21 protein-coding genes are annotated in these 19,647 nt (G+C 42.1%); 18 read left to right on the top strand and 3 right to left on the bottom strand.

From position 1 onward, the window contains the following. The first annotated feature begins 36 nt into the window (after positions 1–36). The 12 genes from B4K11_RS05070 to B4K11_RS05015 all read left to right on the top strand — a co-directional run bounded on the left by B4K11_RS05070 (position 37) and on the right by B4K11_RS05015 (position 6,367). Positions 37–387 (top strand): hypothetical protein, encoded by a 351-nt coding sequence (locus tag B4K11_RS05070; protein WP_292953218.1) that lies wholly within the window; start codon positions 37–39, stop codon positions 385–387. 102 nt (positions 388–489) lie between these two features. Continuing rightward, positions 490–1,179: a hypothetical protein gene (locus B4K11_RS05065; RefSeq protein WP_292953215.1), complete on the top strand. Its 690-nt coding sequence runs from the start codon at positions 490–492 to the stop codon at positions 1,177–1,179. Between the two features lie 108 nt (positions 1,180–1,287). Beyond that, a complete protein-coding gene (locus B4K11_RS05060) occupies positions 1,288–1,548 on the top strand; it encodes a hypothetical protein (RefSeq protein WP_292953212.1) in 261 nt (86 codons plus the stop codon). A 291-nt stretch (positions 1,549–1,839) separates the two neighbouring features. Continuing rightward, on the top strand, positions 1,840–2,034 hold the full coding sequence (locus B4K11_RS05055) for a hypothetical protein (RefSeq protein WP_292953210.1): 195 nt from the start codon (positions 1,840–1,842) through the stop codon (positions 2,032–2,034). Continuing rightward, entirely contained in the window at positions 1,988–2,356 is a 369-nt protein-coding gene (locus B4K11_RS05050; protein WP_292953207.1) for a hypothetical protein, read from the top strand. The genes B4K11_RS05055 and B4K11_RS05050 overlap by 47 nt, the downstream gene beginning before the upstream one ends. Continuing rightward, on the top strand, positions 2,338–2,877 hold the full coding sequence (locus tag B4K11_RS05045; RefSeq protein WP_292959269.1) for a PaaI family thioesterase: 540 nt from the start codon (positions 2,338–2,340) through the stop codon (positions 2,875–2,877). The genes B4K11_RS05050 and B4K11_RS05045 overlap by 19 nt, the downstream gene beginning before the upstream one ends. Positions 2,878–2,947: 70 nt before the next feature. Next, positions 2,948–3,313 (top strand): transposase, encoded by a 366-nt coding sequence (locus B4K11_RS05040; RefSeq protein WP_292959268.1) that lies wholly within the window; start codon positions 2,948–2,950, stop codon positions 3,311–3,313. Between the two features lie 158 nt (positions 3,314–3,471). Then, on the top strand, positions 3,472–3,873 hold the full coding sequence (locus B4K11_RS05035) for an N-acetyltransferase (RefSeq protein ID WP_292953202.1): 402 nt from the start codon (positions 3,472–3,474) through the stop codon (positions 3,871–3,873). 148 nt (positions 3,874–4,021) lie between these two features. Then, positions 4,022–4,468: a DUF3465 domain-containing protein gene (locus B4K11_RS05030; RefSeq protein WP_292953199.1), complete on the top strand. Its 447-nt coding sequence runs from the start codon at positions 4,022–4,024 to the stop codon at positions 4,466–4,468. Positions 4,469–4,648: 180 nt separating this feature from the next. Further along, positions 4,649–5,245, top strand: coding sequence for a glutathione S-transferase family protein (locus B4K11_RS05025; protein WP_292953196.1), 597 nt, complete (start codon positions 4,649–4,651; stop codon positions 5,243–5,245). 108 nt (positions 5,246–5,353) lie between these two features. Then, positions 5,354–5,827 carry a nuclear transport factor 2 family protein gene (locus B4K11_RS05020; RefSeq protein WP_292953193.1) on the top strand — a complete coding sequence of 158 codons (474 nt, stop codon included), beginning with the start codon at positions 5,354–5,356 and terminating at the stop codon, positions 5,825–5,827. A 321-nt stretch (positions 5,828–6,148) separates the two neighbouring features. After that, positions 6,149–6,367 (top strand): hypothetical protein, encoded by a 219-nt coding sequence (locus B4K11_RS05015; RefSeq protein ID WP_292953190.1) that lies wholly within the window; start codon positions 6,149–6,151, stop codon positions 6,365–6,367. Positions 6,368–6,469: 102 nt separating this feature from the next. Here the strand turns inward: B4K11_RS05015 and B4K11_RS05010 are convergent, their stop codons facing one another. Then, entirely contained in the window at positions 6,470–6,976 is a 507-nt protein-coding gene (locus tag B4K11_RS05010; protein ID WP_292953187.1) for a disulfide bond formation protein B, read from the bottom strand. A gap of 113 nt (positions 6,977–7,089) precedes the next feature. After that, the gene (locus B4K11_RS05005) at positions 7,090–8,277 is read right to left on the bottom strand and encodes a pyridoxal phosphate-dependent aminotransferase (RefSeq protein ID WP_292953184.1); all 1,188 of its coding nucleotides are present in this window, start codon (positions 8,275–8,277) and stop codon (positions 7,090–7,092) included. A gap of 322 nt (positions 8,278–8,599) precedes the next feature. Here B4K11_RS05005 and uvrB point away from each other — a divergent pair, with 322 nt between their 5' ends. The 4 genes from uvrB (at position 8,600) to B4K11_RS04985 (ending at position 14,724) form a co-directional block, all read left to right on the top strand. After that, positions 8,600–10,621, top strand: a complete 2,022-nt coding sequence (gene uvrB, locus B4K11_RS05000; protein ID WP_292953181.1) for an excinuclease ABC subunit UvrB — start codon at positions 8,600–8,602, stop codon at positions 10,619–10,621. Between the two features lie 85 nt (positions 10,622–10,706). Next, the gene (locus B4K11_RS04995; RefSeq protein ID WP_292953178.1) at positions 10,707–11,486 is read left to right on the top strand and encodes a FecR family protein; all 780 of its coding nucleotides are present in this window, start codon (positions 10,707–10,709) and stop codon (positions 11,484–11,486) included. A gap of 122 nt (positions 11,487–11,608) precedes the next feature. Continuing rightward, the gene (locus tag B4K11_RS04990; RefSeq protein WP_292953175.1) at positions 11,609–12,913 is read left to right on the top strand and encodes a surface lipoprotein assembly modifier; all 1,305 of its coding nucleotides are present in this window, start codon (positions 11,609–11,611) and stop codon (positions 12,911–12,913) included. An 11-nt stretch (positions 12,914–12,924) separates the two neighbouring features. Beyond that, positions 12,925–14,724 carry a FecR family protein gene (locus tag B4K11_RS04985; RefSeq protein ID WP_292953172.1) on the top strand — a complete coding sequence of 600 codons (1,800 nt, stop codon included), beginning with the start codon at positions 12,925–12,927 and terminating at the stop codon, positions 14,722–14,724. 24 nt (positions 14,725–14,748) lie between these two features. On the opposite strand, the gene B4K11_RS04980 is transcribed toward B4K11_RS04985, so the two are convergent. Next, a complete protein-coding gene (locus B4K11_RS04980) occupies positions 14,749–15,513 on the bottom strand; it encodes a 3',5'-cyclic-nucleotide phosphodiesterase (RefSeq protein WP_292953169.1) in 765 nt (254 codons plus the stop codon). Positions 15,514–15,579: 66 nt separating this feature from the next. On the opposite strand from B4K11_RS04980, the gene B4K11_RS04975 reads away from it, so the two are divergent. Continuing rightward, positions 15,580–17,838 carry a GspE/PulE family protein gene (locus B4K11_RS04975; RefSeq protein WP_292953166.1) on the top strand — a complete coding sequence of 753 codons (2,259 nt, stop codon included), beginning with the start codon at positions 15,580–15,582 and terminating at the stop codon, positions 17,836–17,838. A 3-nt stretch (positions 17,839–17,841) separates the two neighbouring features. Beyond that, the coding region (locus B4K11_RS04970; protein ID WP_292959267.1) for a CHASE2 domain-containing protein at positions 17,842–19,647 on the top strand (1,806 nt) is incomplete at its 3' end.

The following is a 19,647-nucleotide window of genomic DNA, read 5'->3' as shown; positions in this document are numbered from 1 at the left end:
CTGCGCGGTTGCTTTAAGCGTTAGGTGAATCGACGAATGATCATCGAAGAAATTAAATTACTGCTGGATTTATTCGAGGCCAAGACTCCAGATAAAGATAGTAATAGACTCGTCTGGAAATTTTGCAACGAGAAACATCGATGGATAAAAGCGCATGGGCTTCATTCGACGCTCCGTGATAGAAATATGAAAGCAATCAAGCAGGGAGATAAGGTCAAAGAAGCACAATATTGCTTTGAGGAGGTTGTGGCTAAAACCCTCTTTAACCTTACAAGGTCATCCGCACCATTTGATCCGGATTCCCCTTATTGGGTAATAAAAAATGCACTTTCTCTAGCTAATGCTCTCGAGATACCATCGGAGAAAGTAGTTGAAATTATCACCTAACAAAGTTGTCAAATTGACAGTTTTTCCGTCGCTCCTTTTTGTGCTAGATAGCACAAACGGGCTCCTCCAAAACTGCAATTTACAACGGCGTTAAGAAGCAATATGAAAAATTTCTGTATTTACTTATTTTTGTTTACGTTATTTACCAGTTTCGGCCTGAGTGCTGAGGAAACTAAATATTCTCAAGGAAAGCTTGATAATGCGTGTACCTATCTTGGCAATTTTTGTGAAATAGCAAAGCGTAAGTGTGAACTTGATAAGGCTTCAAACCAAGATTCTTGCTTTATGGATTATGTTGGTAAAGTTCTAATGGCCCAAAGGAATACTCCGGACCCAGCAGATTTGCGTAATGAGAAATATGCACAACAAGCGTGCGAAAAATTAGGCGATGAGTGTGAATTTATACAATTGGAGTGCTTAGCAGGTGGAGGGTTGTTTAATACCTGTATTGCTATGTCTTACTTTTCAATTGAAGTCTCTAAGGAACTGTGTGGTGTGATGGGCTATAGATCATGTCTTGAGCGTGATCGCGAGTACGGCATTAAAGTAATCCATGAATTAACAATACCTAATATAGATAAGCCGATTAAGAAAACGATGTGGAAAGAATGTACTCATGCAGGAAACTACAAAGTGAAGTCTATAAAGCTTAAGCAGTTCTACTACGGGTACATGGAGAACCTTAAATATTTAAAAGAACCAATTCTTCTGAATGACAAAGATGATTATGAGCACAAGATTCAAGAAGATTATTATGATTGTATGAAAGCAGTGCTTGAGAAAGCTTCTTAACAAACCAAGCCAGTTCGCCAGCGAACTGGCAGGACAAATTAACGCGCTGCGCGCTAAAAACAAATTTGCCTCTGCTTAGGGGCGTTATGTGCTTATAGGAACTCAAATATGATATTGTCTATTTTAGGACTTATTCTGATATTTCTAGGCACTCATAACCTATCTTCTGTTAACGGTAATAGCACTGGCTGGTTGCTTTTAACGTTCGGCTTTTGTCTTCTATTTATTCAATATGTTGTATGGAGCAATAAGAAAAAGTCGTCAAGAATTAACATTAACGCTGATTACATTGATCAAGCTAGCGAACTTACAGATTATGGTAACTCTGAAGGGGACTCTGGTGGAAGCGGTGGTGATTCTGGCACATAACAAAAACATCAAAAGTCGCCCTTCGGGCTTGGACCGTCGCTGCGCTCCGGGCCTTTATGTTAGGCGTTGGTTTCGGGAGCAACTACTTCATCCGACTTTCAGTTGACATTGAATTGTTCTTCTAGCAGGATAAAAGCATGAATCTAAATCTTACGCAAAATACATCTCGAATTATCATCATTCCATAGGAATGGTGGGAATTTTGATGCGTCTGTAATTTATCAAACCCACCCCATAGAGGTGGGTTTTCTGTTTCTGCCTCATGGGAGTAATTTACATAAAGGAGGCAGTATGAAAAAAATAGCAGTTTTTGGTAAGCCCGGGAGCGGTAAATCTACTTTAAGCAAAGCGTTAGCGTTGGCAACTGGTATACAGTTACACCAGCTAGATTCGATAGTGTACAAAAAGAATGGGGAACTGGTAGAGCGGAGTTCATTCGATGAAGCACATGAGCGTATCTTACTCGTCTGGAAATTGGATTGTTGATGGGTTTGGACCAATAGACTCATTTCACCAGCGTTTGGAAGCAGCTGATACATTGGTTTACGTTGATCTGCCATACATAACAAGCTATTGGTTTGTGACAAAGAGACTTCTAAAAGGACTTTTCGTCAAACCTGAAGGTTGGCCTGAGGGTAGTTCGGTACTAAAAGGTACTTTTGAGAGCTATAAAGTTTTACGGTTATGCCCAAAATTCTGGAATGATGACTTCACTGCCAGATTAGAAGCAATGTCAGATAAAAAGTCATTATACATTGTTAAGTCAGTCTCTGAGCTAAATAACTTTGTATGCCGGAATCTCAAGTAAATGCATATAACAATCCAAGGCAGTGGGAAATATTTTGCTTCGCTACGCTCAAAACGCAAAATATTCCCCTGCTTGGGGCGTTATATTTAAACCCCATAGGAGAAACAATGGTAACTAAAGAGGAGTTGGTTAATTTCTTCGAAAAAGATTTTCCACAGGCTAATTTCATTATTGAAAGTATTGGTGAAAAATCTGCAACAATTAAGAAAAAGATAAATCAAAAACATTTAAGGCCTGGCGGAACTGTCTCTGGGCCAGTACTCATGGAAATAGCAGATCTAGCTTTGTATGTTACTATTTTAAATGAAATTGGACTCGTAGCACTTGCGGTCACTACAAATTTAAACATTAATTTTCTCCGAAAGCCATCCTCTGAAAAAGATATAATAGCAAAATGTAATTTAATAAAAGTTGGTAGAACGTTAATTATTGGAGAGGTGTCAATTTATTCAGAGGGTTTTATTGAACCTGTAGCGCATGCAGTTGGGACCTATGCTATACCAACTACCAACAAAATATAACAAGTTACATCATCGGAAAATGAACTTCACCCCATAAAACGGACACCTCAATTTAACGAGGAGTCCAGAAATGCCAAAGTACACCCAGCCAAGAAAAACATGGCAATACAGTAATGAATTCAAAGCTAAGGCGGTCCAATTAACCTACTTAGATGATGTAAAAGTTAAAGATGTCGCAGCAACCTTAGATATCCATCCATTTATGTTATCGCGATGGAGAAAAGAACTTCGAGAAGGACTAAAGGGGTCAAGGACTAAAGGGGTCAAAAAGCCCTTTAACGATTACATATCTCCGAACAAAAAAGGCTTAAAGATAAAATCGGAAAAATCTGTAACAAAGCTCGAGCCTAGGGAGCAGTTCACTATGCTGATAATTGCAATTCAATCAGTGCAAATAACTGCAATAAATGAATTGCCGGAACATAAAAGGTCATAGTGCAATTAATGCATAACAAAGTCCTGTTGTTGGAATCACTGGCTTTGCAAAGCGCAGCGTTACCTAATTAAATTTTATGGATCAACATCGAAGGTTTTATGCGCTGCTTAGAATTTATAAAGTTCAATGATATAGAGCCAATAGCATTTTTGCCTTTATTGAATAAACAGACGACGAGAGAGCATTTAATTGATCATCAGTTGTTTGATGCTGGTAGCGTAAAGGAATGGGTGAAGGGCAAGATTGATATAGATTCTTCTGCGGGCTGCAGAGTTAGAGCTATTACCGTTGATAAGCAACTGGCGGGCTGGTGCGGCATACAGTATGAAGAAGGGAAATACGAGATAGCGGTTGTTATCGAGGATAGTTTCTGGGGAATCGGAAAATCAGTATTTTTTGAAATGATGACTTGGGCTAAAGAGCTTGGCCATCGCACTGTTTATATACATTTTTTTCATACACGACCTGAATATAAGTTCCTAAGGAAAATAGCTAAACATGTGTATCAGAGCGAGCTTCTGGGAAGTCAGTTCACAACTTACGAATTAGAGGTGCGTTAGGTGTACTGCAGGATGAATGATCCTGAATCCATTTTGGTAGCTGAGAATTACGTTACTTAGAGCTAAAACCTTCCAGAAAACCAGCAAGTTTTAAATTAGCTTTGCCTGACCTTTATGTTGGGTGTTATGTGAAACCAAGGACCGGAGTATGAAAAAGCTTTTAATCATTATGTTAATTGGCGCTGGTATTTATCAGTGGTCAGTTGGAAAAACTAACGCAGTAATCGCGCCTGAAAATCAAGTTCAACTTGTAAATAGCAACGCTAATAATGAAATTCAAAGTGCCTATCAAAATAGACGTAGTAACGTCCAGCTGAAAGGTAACGGAACGGTAATTAAGATTTTACGTGATGACAATGAAGGTTCTCGCCACCAAAAGTTCATTTTGAGGCTATCTTCAGGTCAAACTTTACTTATTGCACACAATATTGATTTGGCTCCCAGAATTAACTCTATATCAGATGGGGATAGTGTTCAGTTTTATGGTGAGTATGAATGGAATGATAAAGGCGGTGTAATTCACTGGACGCACCATGACCCAAGTGGTCGTCATGTTGGTGGCTGGTTAAAGCACAATGGTAGAACGTATCAGTAGCTTTATTAATCCATTTATCTTGAGTATAGGGTCCTTACAGGTGCTGAGTTCATGACAGTAAAGTAAGACTGGTTCGCTATTTGCTTATATAACGAGGAGGCTATATGAAAATTAATAAAAGCAGCCACTCAAAGCGCATTGCGTTAGTACTCTAAGTATTAAGCAAACAAAGGTGATTCAGTGAAAATCTATGGCGATGTTCAATCTGGAAACTGCTATAAAATAAAGTTACTTGTTTCTTTGCTTGATATCGAGCATGAATGGATTCATGTAGATATTCTCAATAGTGAAACTCACACATCGAAATTTCTAGCGAAAAACCCTAACGCCAAAATTCCTGTTTTGGAGCTGAATGATGGGCGATGTCTATCTGAATCAAATGCAATCTTGAATTACTTGGCAGCAGGCACAGACCTTCTGTCAGATGATCCCTATGAATATTCTAAAATTCAGCAATGGCAGTTTTTTGAACAATACAGCCATGAGCCGTTCATTGCGGTAGCGAGATTCATTGCAAAGTATCTAGGTCTACCTGATGAGCGTAGGGCAGAGTATGAGTCAAAGCAGGAAGGTGGTCATAAAGCTCTTCAGGTGATGGAGCGGCAGTTACAACAAACTGCTTATTTGGCTGGGGATCAATTAAGCACAGCAGATATTTCTTTGTATGGTTATACCCATGTTGCGGCTGAGGGCGGATTCGATTTAAGTGAATACCCTGCAATCCTGCAATGGATTGATTGTATTCAGTCACACCCCAGATATATAAGCATGAATTAATCGCTTGTGTAATAAGAATATCAACCCGATTTAGTGCAGCGAGCTTTCCGGTTGCACCAGCGTTAGGCAATCCTCTACTTAATTTCTGTACTTACTTAGGAACATATTATGAAAGAAAGTCCTAGAGTCCCATTACCACCATTTACATTTGAGACAGCGACTAAGAAAGTACGCATGGCTGAAGATGGTTGGAATTCGAAAGATCCAGTTAAAGTCTCGCAGGCTTATACAGTCGATAGTGTATGGCGTAATCGGTCTGAGTTTATTTCGGGTCGAGATGCCATCGTTGATTTTTTAACGAAGAAATGGGAGAAGGAAATTCAGTACCGTCTTATAAAAGAGTTGTGGGCGTATACAGAAAATAGGATTGCTGTACGCTTTGCTTATGAATGGAAAGATGCGGAAGGTAATTGGTTTCGTTCATATGGCAATGAAAATTGGGAATTTAATGAAGATGGTTATATGCAAAAACGGATTGCTAGTATCAATGATCTACCGATACTAGAGAAAGATAGAAAGTTTCTATGGGAGTCAGGTCGTCGTCCAGATGAATATCCTAGCCTTTCTGAATTAGGCTTATAAAAGGCCTAATTGAGGTGCTTTAAAGGGAATAGAAATAGTGAATTATGGCTACAAGTTTTCCCCACTATTTTTATCCGTATAGAATGGGGTTGGCTTGAGAGTCACGGGCTTCACTGCCGGTATTTTAAATTGGCTAGTGCCGTGGCTTCCTCCGTTAAAGAGTAGTTTTAATGTGTCATTTACGCTGGATGAAAGCCTCTCCTTAAAAGTCTAATTCTCTAAACCCAGTCGAATATTCATTACTCGCTCGTTACTACATTGAGTCGCGCATTATCTGCGATTATCATGCACTGGAATTTATGTTTATAAATGAGGTTTCAGATGGTGCTGTTCTGGCCGATCCAGCAAGAGCTTGATTGTATTAATGATAGTGGCTGCATTCTTGGGAAGATAAAGTTTGATGTATTTAAAGATGAATACATCTTCTGTCCAGGTAGCGAATCTGTCGTATTGTCTGATTCAGAGCAAGCCAGTATTGATGAAAGGATGTCAGGCCTTGCTTCGGGTAAGTATTTAATCCCTATGCAAGATGATGATTGATTTATAGTGGGGTGGCTTCCTGCGAAAACTCTATACAACAAAAAAGGCTGATGGATTAATCATCAGCCTTTTCTTTTTAGGTCTCTATTGCAAGCTTAACGATTAAGCTTTACGAAACTGCAACACACTAAAAATCAACGCTACGCAGGTAAGGACAACCGAGAATGCCATGAGCCCTTCGGCCATGGTGATGCCAAACAGTAGCTCCGGTGTATAGCCGCATGGCTCCCACGGTTCGAACATATGTGGAAACCACTCATCGAGTGCAAACCAGCTAGGTAGGCCGCTGTCCATGCTGCAGCTATCGATGATCCAGCCTTTTTCCACTGCGAGGGTCTGCCATGAACGTTCGGTTAATCCTATTGCGACCCCTAGTGTAAGAAGGTGGTTGGCTTTTGTCGCTATCGGACATTTTTTAAATACTAAGCCCAATATTGCGATTAAGATAAGAGCCATTACCCAGATGCGGATATGAATACAGAGTACGCAAGGGCCGTAATCTAAGCCGTATTGGAAGAAAAGTGCCACGCCTTCCATAGCAACGCCGATGACGATAAGGCTTAGCCAGTACCACGATGAGCGGCTAAGGCAGGTAAGTTTGTCGAGCATCTAGAATATCTCCCAAGTAAAATTCTTTATATCAGATACATTTATGACGCGATGGTTCCTGTAGATGGAAAAAAACCGAGCACTTAGGCTCGGTTTTTTGTAAAGCAGTGGGTTTAAGCGTTCAGCGCTTTACTGATACGGCCCAGTGCGTCTTCTAATACTTCCATGCTCGTAGCAAATGATAGGCGCATATTACCCGGAGCGCCGAAGGCTGAACCTGGTACAAGTGCAACACCGGCTTCATTCAATAGAAACTCAGCTAATGCGATATCGTCTTCAAAGCGGTCATCGTTGTCGATCACTTCTTGGAAGCTTGGGAATGCATAAAAAGTACCGTCAGCTGGGATGCAGCTCACGCCTTTAATATCGTTTAGTGTAGATACGACATATTCATGACGTGCTTTAAACGCTACAACCATCTCTGCAACGCACTCTTGAGAGCCTTCAAGTGCGGCTTGTGCAGCAACTTGTGCAATAGAGGTTGGGTTTGATGTGCTTTGTGATTGGATCTTTTTCATTGCGCCAATCAACGCTAAAGGACCCGCTGCGTAACCGATACGCCAGCCTGTCATAGAGTAGGCTTTAGATACGCCATTCAATACGATTGTGCGGTCATATAGCTCAGGGCATGCGTTTAAGATATTTACGAAAGGCTCGTCATTAAAACGAATATGTTCGTACATATCATCTGTCGCAACCATCACTTTAGGGTGCTTAAGCAATACATCAGCAAGTGCTTTTAGTTCATCCAGCGTGTATGCCACACCTGTTGGGTTGGATGGGCTATTTAAAACAACTAAACGAGTATTATCTGTAATGGCTGCTTCCAGTTGTTCGGCAGTCATTTTGAAACGTTGTTCTTGCGTGGTTGTTACGATAACCGGTGTTGCGTCGGCCATAATCACCATGTCAGGGTAAGATACCCAATAAGGTGCAGGCACGATCACTTCATCACCTTTGTCCAATAGGGCAAGGGATAGGTTGAAGAAACTCTGTTTACCACCGCAAGAAACTAGAATTTGTTTAGCATCATATTCAAGACCGTTATCGTTCTTGAACTTGTTAATAATCGCGTTCTTTAGGGCAGGCGTGCCGTCTACAGCGGTGTATTTTGTGAAACCTTCATTTAACGCCTGGATGGCAGCCTGTTTGATATGATCTGGCGTATCAAAATCTGGCTCACCAGCACCCAGGCCAATAATGTTCTTACCTGCCGCGCGCAGTTCAGCTGCACGGTTTGTAACCGCTAGCGTTGGTGAAGGTTTGATGTTGTTGACGCGGTCTGAAAGTTGAACGTTCAAGCCTAAGATCCTCAATAAACATTACCCGAGTATGAACTGCCCAATGACAGGTTCTTTTCTAGGGTAGCGACATTAATCAGCAGAAATACGCTGCGCATTATTTAACAGGGTATTTCCAAACCCGCTAATAATACAGCAAAGGATAGCTAGCATGAATCCTGTTTTGACTAAAAAACACCTTTTTAGATCAATATATTGTACATAAATCCCTTAAAGGAAACTTTATTGCCTTGCTTAATAGCGATGAGAGAGGGAATTAAACAATTAAAACGCTTTTTGCTGAGATATAATGCTGGGTTTTCCCATTGCTAATGGTTTCTGTATGAAAGAACGTTTTAAAGTCCATTCCAAATTTGAGCCTGCAGGCGATCAGCCCAGTGCGATTAAGAGTCTTGTGGATGGAATCGAGTCAGGTTTAGCGTCGCAAACCCTGTTGGGTGTTACTGGGTCTGGTAAAACGTTTACAGTGGCTAATGTTGTCGCACAAGTTCAGCGTCCGACTATTGTGATGGTGCATAACAAAACCTTAGCGGCTCAGCTTTATGGGGAGTTTAAAGAGTTCTTTCCTGATAACGCAGTTGAATACTTCGTTTCTTACTATGATTACTATCAACCGGAAGCCTATGTGCCTTCTTCTGATACATTTATCGATAAAGATGCCTCGGTGAATGATCATATAGAGCAGATGCGTTTGTCGGCGACCAAAGCGCTTTTAGAGCGTGATGATGCGATTATTGTCGCAACGGTATCGGCTATTTATGGTTTGGGTGATCCTAAGTCTTATCTGGGAATGATGCTGCATATTGATCGTGGCGATATTATTGATCAGCGCGCTATTCTGCGTCGTTTAGCTGAGTTGCAATACACCCGTAATGATATTGAGCTGCATCGTGGTACTTACCGTGTGCGCGGTGATGTAATTGATGTATTTCCAGCTGAATCTGAGAAGGAAGCGATCCGTATACAGTTGTTTGATGAAGAGATTGAAGAGATAAGTTACTTTGATCCTCTAACAGGTGAAGTCTTGCGGCGTGTGCCGCGCGCGACCATTTATCCTAAATCTCATTATGTGACCCCGCGCGATACATTATTAGCGGCAGTTGAAAAAATTAAGGATGAGTTACGCGAACGTTTAGAGCAGTTACGTGATAACCAAAAACTGGTGGAAGCCCAACGATTAGAGCAACGAACGCTTTATGATATGGAGATGATCATGGAGTTGGGGTATTGCTCGGGTATCGAGAACTACTCCCGCTATCTATCTAACCGCGATCCGGGCGCTGCCCCGCCGACTTTATTTGATTACCTACCGGATAATGCACTTTTAGTGTTGGATGAGTCTCATGTGACGGTTCCGCAAATCGGTGCGATGTATCGTGGTGACCGTTCAAGGAAGGAAACCTTGGTTGAGTACGGCTTCCGTTTACCCTCTGCCTTAGATAACCGTCCGATGAAATTTGAGGAGTGGGAGCAGGAATCTCCACAGATGATTTTTGTGTCTGCGACGCCAAGTAAATATGAAGCAGCTAATCAACAAGCTGTAGTCGAACAGCTAGTGCGTCCGACGGGATTGATCGATCCAGAGGTTGAGGTAAGGCCTGCGTCTACTCAGGTAGATGATCTGTTGTCAGAGATCCGCAAAGTTGTTGCAGATAATGAGCGCGTCATTGTAACGGTTCTGACGAAGCGGATGGCTGAAGACTTAACCGAATATTTAGCTGAACATGATGTCAGAGTGCGTTATCTGCATTCCGATATTGATACAGTTGAGCGTGTTGAAATTATTAGAGACCTGCGTATTGGTGAGTTTGATGTATTAGTCGGGATTAACTTACTGCGTGAAGGTATCGATATGCCTGAAGTGTCATTGGTGACTATTTTAGATGCTGATAAAGAGGGCTTCCTCCGCTCTGAAACGTCAATGATTCAGACGATTGGGCGTGCTGCGCGAAATGTCAGAGGCCGAGCGATTCTTTATGCCGATCGTATTACGGGCTCAATGCAGCGCGCAATGGATGAAACGCAACGTCGTAGAGACAAGCAGATAGCGTTCAACGAAGAGCATGGGATTGTACCGAAGAGTATCACTAAATCAGTGGCGGATATCTTGGAAGGGGCAAGCACTATCCCAGGTCGGAAGGCGACGAGAGCTGCGAAGAAAGTGGCGGAAGAAGCAGGTGACTATCAAGTTGATCCATCTACTATGTCACCTAAAGAGCTGTCTAAAGCGATGACGAAGCTTGAAGATAAAATGTATGAAGCGGCGAAAAACTTGGAGTTTGAGCTGGCTGGACGTTACCGGGATGAGCTACAAGCGCTGAAACAACATACTTTTGTGAGCTAGACTACACTCGTAAGTGGCTTATTCGTTCAGAAATAATCTAATTTTAATAGCATGTGGCCGTATTAAGGGCAGGGAAGGCGTATTAATGAATAAAGTACTGGTTATTCTGTTTTTATCCATGATTGGCAGTACTTGTGTTAGTGCTGCTGAATCAGCCGCTTCAGTGATCTTAAGCGTCGGCAAAAACACTGCACAGCTGCCTGACCAAGAGCTACGTTCGTTAAAGCGTAAATCACTGATCTTTCAGCAAGACTTAGTTTCAACCGGTAGCAATGGTCGTTTGCAGTTAAGGTTTACGGATAACTCACGTGTTTCCCTTCGTCCTGATACTCTTTTTAAAGTTGATGAGTATCAATATCAGAAAAATGACCCATCTAAAGGTAAATCAGTTTATCGGTTACTTAAAGGTGGTTTACGCACTATTACAGGTGCAATTAGCGATGGGGATGTGGATAACTATCAAATTCAAACACCTATAGCGACTATTGGGGTTCGTGGAACCCACTATAGCTTGTTTTATTGTGATACAGCGTGTCATGAAGCAACACGCTCTCGCATTGGTCTATATGGCTATGTGTTGGAAGGTGAAATTGTTGTAGGTAATGATGAAGGTTCGGCATCGGTTCGGGCGGGGCATTACTTCTTTTTAGGCGGTAGTGGGAGCAGCCTTCAAATACAAGAAACGCCTTTTGATTTGTTTGAACAGTTAAAAGATTTAGGCCCTAATTTAATGGCTGGCCCTCAGGGAAATAGCATTCCTGCAATGGATGTTAATAGTCGCTCTGTTATTAGAATTATTCCAGATCCTATTTCCTCACCAGATCCTGATCCTATTCCGCCTCCAGGCATTCCCGGCTATCCGTAATAGTCTGTTTTAGGTCAGTGTTATCTTATATATTCGTATAAAACATAAGGGTTTAAGATAGAACTCCTTTATAAAGGCTGTTAGTGTTCAAATTTATCATAATGATATGAACGGAGTGATAGGTGTTCAGAAGATTATCTGAGTGTCTGGTAGTAAGTTTGCTGTGGTTGCCGCTAAGTGCGTCTGCAAGTGTAATCAATGAGCTTTCTGTCCTGGTTGAACAAGGTAAGTCAAAACAAGCTTATCAATTATCCCTCGAACATATAGAAGCGTTTGAAGGTGATCCCGCATTTGATCTTCAGTATGGTACAGCGGCTATAGATAGCGGTGAGGTGAGCGAAGGTATTTTTGCATTAGAACGTGTTCTTTTTTTTGAACCGAATAATGCTATTGCGACACTAGAGTTAGCCCGAGGCTATTACTTGCTGGGTCAATACGAGAAAGCGGAACTACTGTTTAAACAGGTTCAGCGTTTAGATCCCCCAATTATTGTACAAAATCGCATTCAGCAATATCTCTCACTTATTGATAACAAAACCAGTATCCCTCCGACTAAATTTACTAACTTTATTGAGCTGTGGGCTGGTTATGATAGTAACATCAATTCAGGTCCAGGTGATCAGACGACTGTCGTAACGTTAAGCGATAATGCTTTAGGGCGATCAGATCCTTATCAGCAGTTACGCGTTGGCGCGAATATCGATCATGCCTATCGCGCTGATAGATCTTTGATGTTTGGCATGAATGCTGATCTGCGTTATTACGAATCTGAAGATGAACAGAATTATAGGAATATTAGCTTTAATGCCGGCCATCTTTGGAAAAATGATACTGAACAGTATTTATTAAATTTTGTACTGCAAAACTACAATTTAGATAATGACGATTACCGAACACTCTCAGGTATTAATGGTGTTTGGAGTAAACAGCTGAGTAATAATAGTTTAATGAAACTTTTTGCTGGGGCGAATAGTTTGAGCTACGACACCCAAGCATGGAAAGATGCAAAGCAGATTAATGTCGGGGCTAATTATTTGTTAGCCGGTGAAGGTAGCTGGAGCCCTCTCTATTTTGCAGGAGCTTTTGTCGGGGTTGAAGACCCTGAAACACCCGGGATTTTGGCTGATGGGCAAGTTGATAGAGTTTTTTTCGGGGGTAACCTAGGTGTCCAATTAACTCCTTTTAAAGATCTAAATATAACGCCAGCACTGACTTATCAAGTGAGTAAGTATGCAGGTGTAGATTGGATATATAACATTAAAAGGAAAGATGATTTTGCGATGTTTAATCTTAATCTTGAATGGGTTTTAAAACCTTCTTGGACGCTGTTAGCGAATTATAGTTTCACTAAAGCGGGCTCCAATATAGAGCTTTACGATTATGATCGTGAGCAGGTGATGTTGGGTATGCGGTATAATTTCAAATGAGGTATCTAGTGATGAAACAGTTTATATGGGCCTCAATATTAGTCATTTTTTCTGCGCAATCTTTTGCTGATGCTAAAAGTGTTGGAACGGTTATTCTAAGCTTTGGGCAAAATGTTGCGGTATCCAGTGGCGGTGATCAGCGACAGTTAAAACGTCAGTCAGATATCTATGCAGAAGATCTTTTAATTACCAGTAGTAAAGGGCGATTACAGGTTCGTTTCACTGATGGCTCTCGCTTGTCATTAAAGCCTGATACTGAGTTTAAAATAGCCGAATACCAGTTTGAAGATGCTAAACCTGATGATGGTAAGGCGATCTATAAATTACTCAAAGGTGGAATGCGTACTATTTCAGGACAGATTGGTAAAGTCGATAAAGAGGATTATCAACTGGATGCGGTTGTCGCCACAATTGGTATCCGCGGTACTGATTTTAGTGTGAATAAAGTGGGTGATAAGATCACTGGTTCTGTTAGCAATGGACGAATTAATGTCGCAGCTAAGCAGGGCGGAAATCGAGATGTAGCGAAGGGTAAATCATTTTCTTTAGCCGGTCCTAAAGGTTCTGTAAGCGTATTCAGCACGCCTACTGCTGAGCAAAGTGGTTCAGAAAGTGATGAGACTTCCGAGGAAGAGGGTGCTGAGGAAGAAAGCACTGAGGAAAAAAGCACTGAGGGTGATCAAGGTACTGAAACTGAGGCTACTGAAAGTGAAGCGGCGGCAGATGAAACATCCGAAGGTACTCAGAGCGATACAACTGATACTACAGGCTCTTCTAACGAGAATTCAACTGAGAGCTCACTATCGTTAGATACAACAACGACTACTACTGGAGATGGAACTGCTGCTGTAGGGGATTTACCAGCGTCCTCACCTACCACGCAAGGCTCTCAAAGCTCTCAAGGTGTTATATTTGCTGCGCCAGATCCTACAGGGAATGGTTCACCCGCGCCTACGGGAAGTTTTGTTGCATTAGCCTTTTCTCAAAATGAACCTGATAAAGGTTTTGTTGCAAGCTCAGGGCGTGTAGAGGTTGATGGGCAGTCTGCAATTACTGTTGATGGATCAATGGGTACCGGAGATTTATTGACAGGACTGGTATATATCGATCAGAACAGTTCATCCTCAGATGCTTGTTCTCCGTGTATTATGTCAGGCCCTTCGAGTGTGGCTTCAGTGCTAGATAACTCAAATAAATCCTTGGGTGGTACAGATGTGACTTGGGGGCGCTGGGCTTCAGGTTATACGATTGTTGAAAATGGTGTGGAGACAGAAACCGCAGGTAGTTTTCATTTTATGTATGCGGATAGTTTAACGCCTAACTCTGTAATCACGGCTAAATCAGGTGATTATGTTTATCGTTTGGAATCTACCGCAGGTGGATATACAAGCCCTGAGATTGAAACTGGTGCTACAGGTACACTCAATGATTTTGTTGGTGGTGGCGGAACTGGTGGGCACCTTTATAGCGGTACTTACTTCCGAGTTGATTTTGATACCCAGCAGTTAGTAGAGATAGGGATTGAAGCAAATGTAGCTGGGGGCTCTTATACATTGCGGGAAGACCCTAGTGCGAATCTGTCTTTAAGTAACGTACTAAATGGTAATGATGTAAAAATCTCAGGTACATGTACTGGCGGTAGCTGTAGTGGGGGTACCACTGATTTATCCGGTAAAATGTCAATTGATTTTGTTGGGGCAGCTGCTGAAGGAGCTGTAACTAGTTATGGTGCGTCGGGTACTAATGCATCAACGGGTACCACAGCGACTATTACCGGGACTATTCTGTTGGAAGGAACACCTTCACCATAGCTATTGCGAGAAGCAGGAGGGTGGTTATTCGTTAAGGTGAAGGATGTCATTATGATGTAAACGGTCGATTTGCCACTCGGGTAACAGCTGTCGACATTGCTGCATAATTGTATCTTCAAAGCCTGGTTTTAGATGAGTAATCATTATCCTCGCGGGGTGTGTCAATAATCCCAACTGTTGCTTGAGATGGCTGGGTGTTAAATGTCCACTTAAGCGAGCAAGCTCGTCGACTTCATCTGTAAAAGAAACATCGATTATCAGTAGATCGGGTTTGCTTTGATTTAGAATCGGCCAAAGGCCATCGTTTAAACCGGAATCACCACTGAAAGCGAAAGATGATGTACCGTCTGATACAAGATATCCAACCGTTGGGGTTGGATGCTCAGCAGGTAAAACTTGAATTGTTTTATTCTGTAAAGTTAAAGAATCGCCCACATTAACGGTATGTAAGTGGATGATTGGCCTGCCTTCAGGTAAGCAGGTGTAATCAGGCCAGATAGTCCAGTTGAAAATGTGCTGTTCCAAAGCTTCAATTACATCAGGTAGTGCGTATATGTGGATCGGTTCTTTATGTTGGTCGTAGATCGTTGCCAGCATTAATGGTAGGCCGATAATATGGTCGATATGGGCATGAGTAATGACAACATCTCGAATAGCGAGCATCCGGTCCATGGTTAAGAGCTCAATGCCTGTTCCGGCATCGACTAATAACGAGTCATCGACCAAAAAAGTTGTTGTTTTAAGGCCTTGGCCAATGCCGCCGCTACAACCTAAAATATCTATTTTCACTTTCAACCTCAAACGTGGCTTTCTAAAATCAGTACGACACCCACAATTCTATTATGGTAGTTAGGCATGACAAAAGCGATAGAAAAGGACACACAGCAATTTTATTCACGCTTAACTAAAGTACTTAGCAAAATATATCAGGCTAAAAGCTTCGAAGATGCTTACCCATTAGTGGAAAAAACGCTACTGACCCTTTTTAATGCTCAGCGTGTCACCGTATATCAACGTAATCGTTCGAGCAAGGATATAGTGTCTCGTTTTAAAACGGGAAAGGATCTGCAAGAGATTCGTGTTCCTATTACCGCTTCCTCAATAGCGGGTTATGTTGCTTTGAGTAAACAAGCGATAGCGATTAAAGATGTCAGTGATCAAAGTGAATTGAAAGCTATTCATCCAGCGTTGCGGTTTAATTCCTCTTTTGAAAAAGATATTGAGTTTACCAGCCGTTCAATGTTGGTTTTGCCGATCCTCTATCAAGATGTGCTTTTAGGTGTTTTGCAGATTATTAATCGTCGCGACGGTAAACCATTTTCTGCGATCGATTTAAAACGTAGTAAACAGTTTTCAGAGCTGTTAGGTCAGAAGTTTCGTTATGACTTTGGGTGTACTGAACATCCTTTTGAGTATCTTCTGGCACAAGGATTACTAGAAGAGAAGGTTTTTAAACAGCTAGAGGAAAAAGCCGATTCAAGGACCCCTTTAACCCGTTTGCTACGTGACAGTGCTCGTTTAACCAGTCAGCAGATAGGGCAGTCACTTGAATGTTTTTATCAGGTTCCTTTTATTGGTTATAACCCGGAAAAATACTTTCTTCATCCATTGTGTGAAAAGGTTAATAAAGCCTATCTAAAAAACAGCAATATCGTTCTACTTTCAGAACAGGGTAGTAATACGGCTTTTATCTTAATTGATGATCCAAATGATACTAAGCGTTTAATCGAAATAAAAAATGTTGTTGGTCAGAATGATGCACAGATATGTGTAGGTTTGTTGGATGATATTCATCAATATCTCGGTGTTGTTGCCTCTTCCGGTGCGACTGAAGGCGCTAACCTTAGCAGTATTTTAGATGAACTTGATGAGAGCCCAGACCTAGAAGTTGATGAGGGCTCAAGTGACACAGAAGAGGTTTCGGAAGAGGATTCTACGGTTGTTCGCTTAGTTAACCGAGTGCTGCTAGACGCTAAGCGGTTACGTGCATCAGATATACATATTGAGCCGGGCAAAGGAAAGGTGTCTACCAGCGTCAGGATGCGTATTGATGGCGTTTGTCAGGAGATTATTCAAGTGCCTGCAACCCATGCAAAAGCGACGGTATCACGTATTAAGATAATGTCTCGCTTGGATATTGCTGAAAAGCGTTTACCTCAAGATGGCAAATTTGCAGTTAGATTACAGGGACAGCCATTAGAGGTACGAGTCGCGACAATACCGACAGTAAATGGTGAAGGTGTTGTGATGCGTTTGCTGCAAAGCGGTGATCCCGTCTCTTATGATGAACTTAATCTTTCAGCTAGAAATTCTGCGGGTTTAAAAGAGTTATTGGATCATCCTCATGGAATTCTTTTGGTTGTAGGGCCTACTGGTTCTGGTAAAACTACGACGTTGCATGCTTTATTAGCGACTTTAAATACGCCAGAAAGAAAAATATGGACGGCTGAAGATCCGGTAGAGATTACTCAGCCAGGTTTGCAGCAGGTGCAGATTCAACCGAAAACCGGTTTTACGTTTGAGGCGGCCTTGAGAGCTTTTTTACGTGCCGACCCAGATATTATTCTTATTGGTGAGATGCGTGATAAAGAAACGGCCCATGCGGCGGTAGAAGCCTCTTTAACTGGTCATTTAGTACTTTCAACATTGCACACCAATTCCGCCCCTGAAACCATTACGCGCCTTTTAGATTTGGGCATAGACCCCGTTAGCTTTTCAGATGCGTTGCTTGGGGTATTAGCGCAAAGGTTGGTTCGAACTTTATGTCCAAGCTGCCGTAAACCCTATAAAGCATCGGCTAAAGATATTGAGTATTTAAATCGTCGTTACGGTGAGCATTGCGCTGAACTGAAGATGGGTGAGAAAGTTAAGTTATACAAAGCTGTGGGTTGTGATGAATGCAATCATACAGGATATCGCGGGCGTACAGGTATCCATGAGTTGCTTGTATCTACGCCTCTCATGGCTGAGAAAATTAACCAGGGTGCCTCCATCGGTGATATTCGTATTCAAGCTGAAAAAGATAACATGCGTACTCTGCTTCAGGATGGGATTTTAAAGATCCTTAAGGGAGATATTGATCTTGAGCAATTACGACGGGTCATAGCGGAGTAAGTTATGCAGCAGCGCTGGATTCGCACGCTTTTAGGTTTTTTACTCACGTTTCTAATGATCATTCCTGTTGTGACGGGCAATCGGTTTGAGTTGCTCGAACGGTTTGAATATGACCTTTATGACGTGCGGTTGCGGCAGTTTTTATCAGCTGAGAAAGATCCTCGCATTGTTATTGTAGATGTTGATGAAAAGAGTTTGGCCGCTGAAGGGCGCTGGCCATGGAATCGAGTTAAATTGGCAGAGATGCTAGATCAGCTATTTGATAATTATGGTGCTGCAATTGTTGGTTTTGATATGGTGTTTTCGGAAGCGGATCAAAGTGTCGACCTCCAACAAGTGAAGAGTTTATTGAAGCAGCGTGAGGCTGATAAAAGTATTGAAACTCTACTCTCTTCTTTGAATTCAGATCAGCGTTTTGCTCAAGCTATCACCGATAGGCCGGTGGTATTGGGCTATCTCTTTGATCGAAGTCTTAAACGGTTACAAATTGGCCACCCAGGTTCACCGGTTATTGCTGAAGATCCCATTCTATCGCACTTGCCAATTCCGGAAGCTAATGGCGTTATTTCAAGTTTAAATGAGATTCAGAGCGTCAGTGTTTGGAATGGTTTTTTTGATAATCCGATGGTTGATTCTGATGGGGTTTATAGGCGAGTCCCGATTTTACAGCGTTATCAAAATGAGTATTACCCCTCCTTAGCGCTGTCTATGATGCTTGCGCTGTTCGGTGAGCAAGAGGTGGTCCCCATAGTTGAGAGTGATGCCACCAACGAACGTAATGCATTGGTAGCTGTTGATGTAGCAGGGATGCAGATTCCTGTAGATCAATATGGTGCGGTTTTGGTTCCTTATCGTGGTCCACAAGGTAGCTTTCCTTATATCTCCGCAACTGATGTCATCCGAGGTGTTGCTGATCCCGCTGTCTTAGAGGGGGCTATTGTCCTTGTCGGAACAAGTGCCGCGGGATTGCTGGATTTAAGGGTTACGCCCATGAGTAACCGTTATTCTGGGGTAGAGGTACATGCAAATATTATCTCAGGGATGCTTGATGAGCGTATTCAGCATCAGCCGGATTACACCTTAGGCGTTGAATTAGTTCAGCTTGTTTTGAGCGGTTTAATACTTTCTTTATTGATTCCTAGGGTATCAGTTTTAGCCTCAACTCTTGTAACTTTAGCCATCAGCGCTTTATTAGTTGCACTCAATTTATACGCTTGGCACGAGATGCTGTGGGTGATCCCTATCGGTTATACCTTAGTGCTTATTTCCGTTTTGTACCTTTTCCAGCAAACCACAGGCTATTTCTTTGAGACTCGAAACATTGCGCAGTTAGCGAATCAATTTGGGCAATATATACCGCCGGAAGTGGTTGAGGAGTTAAGCCAGCAGGATCAGTCTGTGCAGTTATCAGGTGAAAGCAGGGAGATGAGTGTTTTCTTCTCGGATGTTCGTGGTTTTACGAGTTTATCTGAACAGTTAACCCCCCAGCAGTTAACACGATTAATGAATATTTACCTGACAGGCATGACCAAGATAATCCATGAGCAACGTGGAACTGTAGATAAATATATTGGTGATGCGGTGATGGCATTTTGGGGAGCACCACTGAAGGATCAAGATCATGCTCGTCATGCGCTAGAGGCGGCCCTTAAAATGCTTACCGTAATGCCAGAGCTTAATGAGCAACTAAAGCAGGAGGGGTTACCGCCTGTGAAAGTGGGTATGGGTATCAATAGCGGCGCGATGAATGTAGGTAACATGGGTTCGTCATTCCGTATGGCTTACACAGTGATGGGCGATGCGGTTAAC

The organism is Neptuniibacter sp. UBA6509, assembly GCA_002435145.1.
Lineage (GTDB): Bacteria > Pseudomonadota > Gammaproteobacteria > Pseudomonadales > Balneatricaceae > Neptuniibacter.
This window is presented reverse-complemented; position numbering and strand designations above follow the sequence as displayed.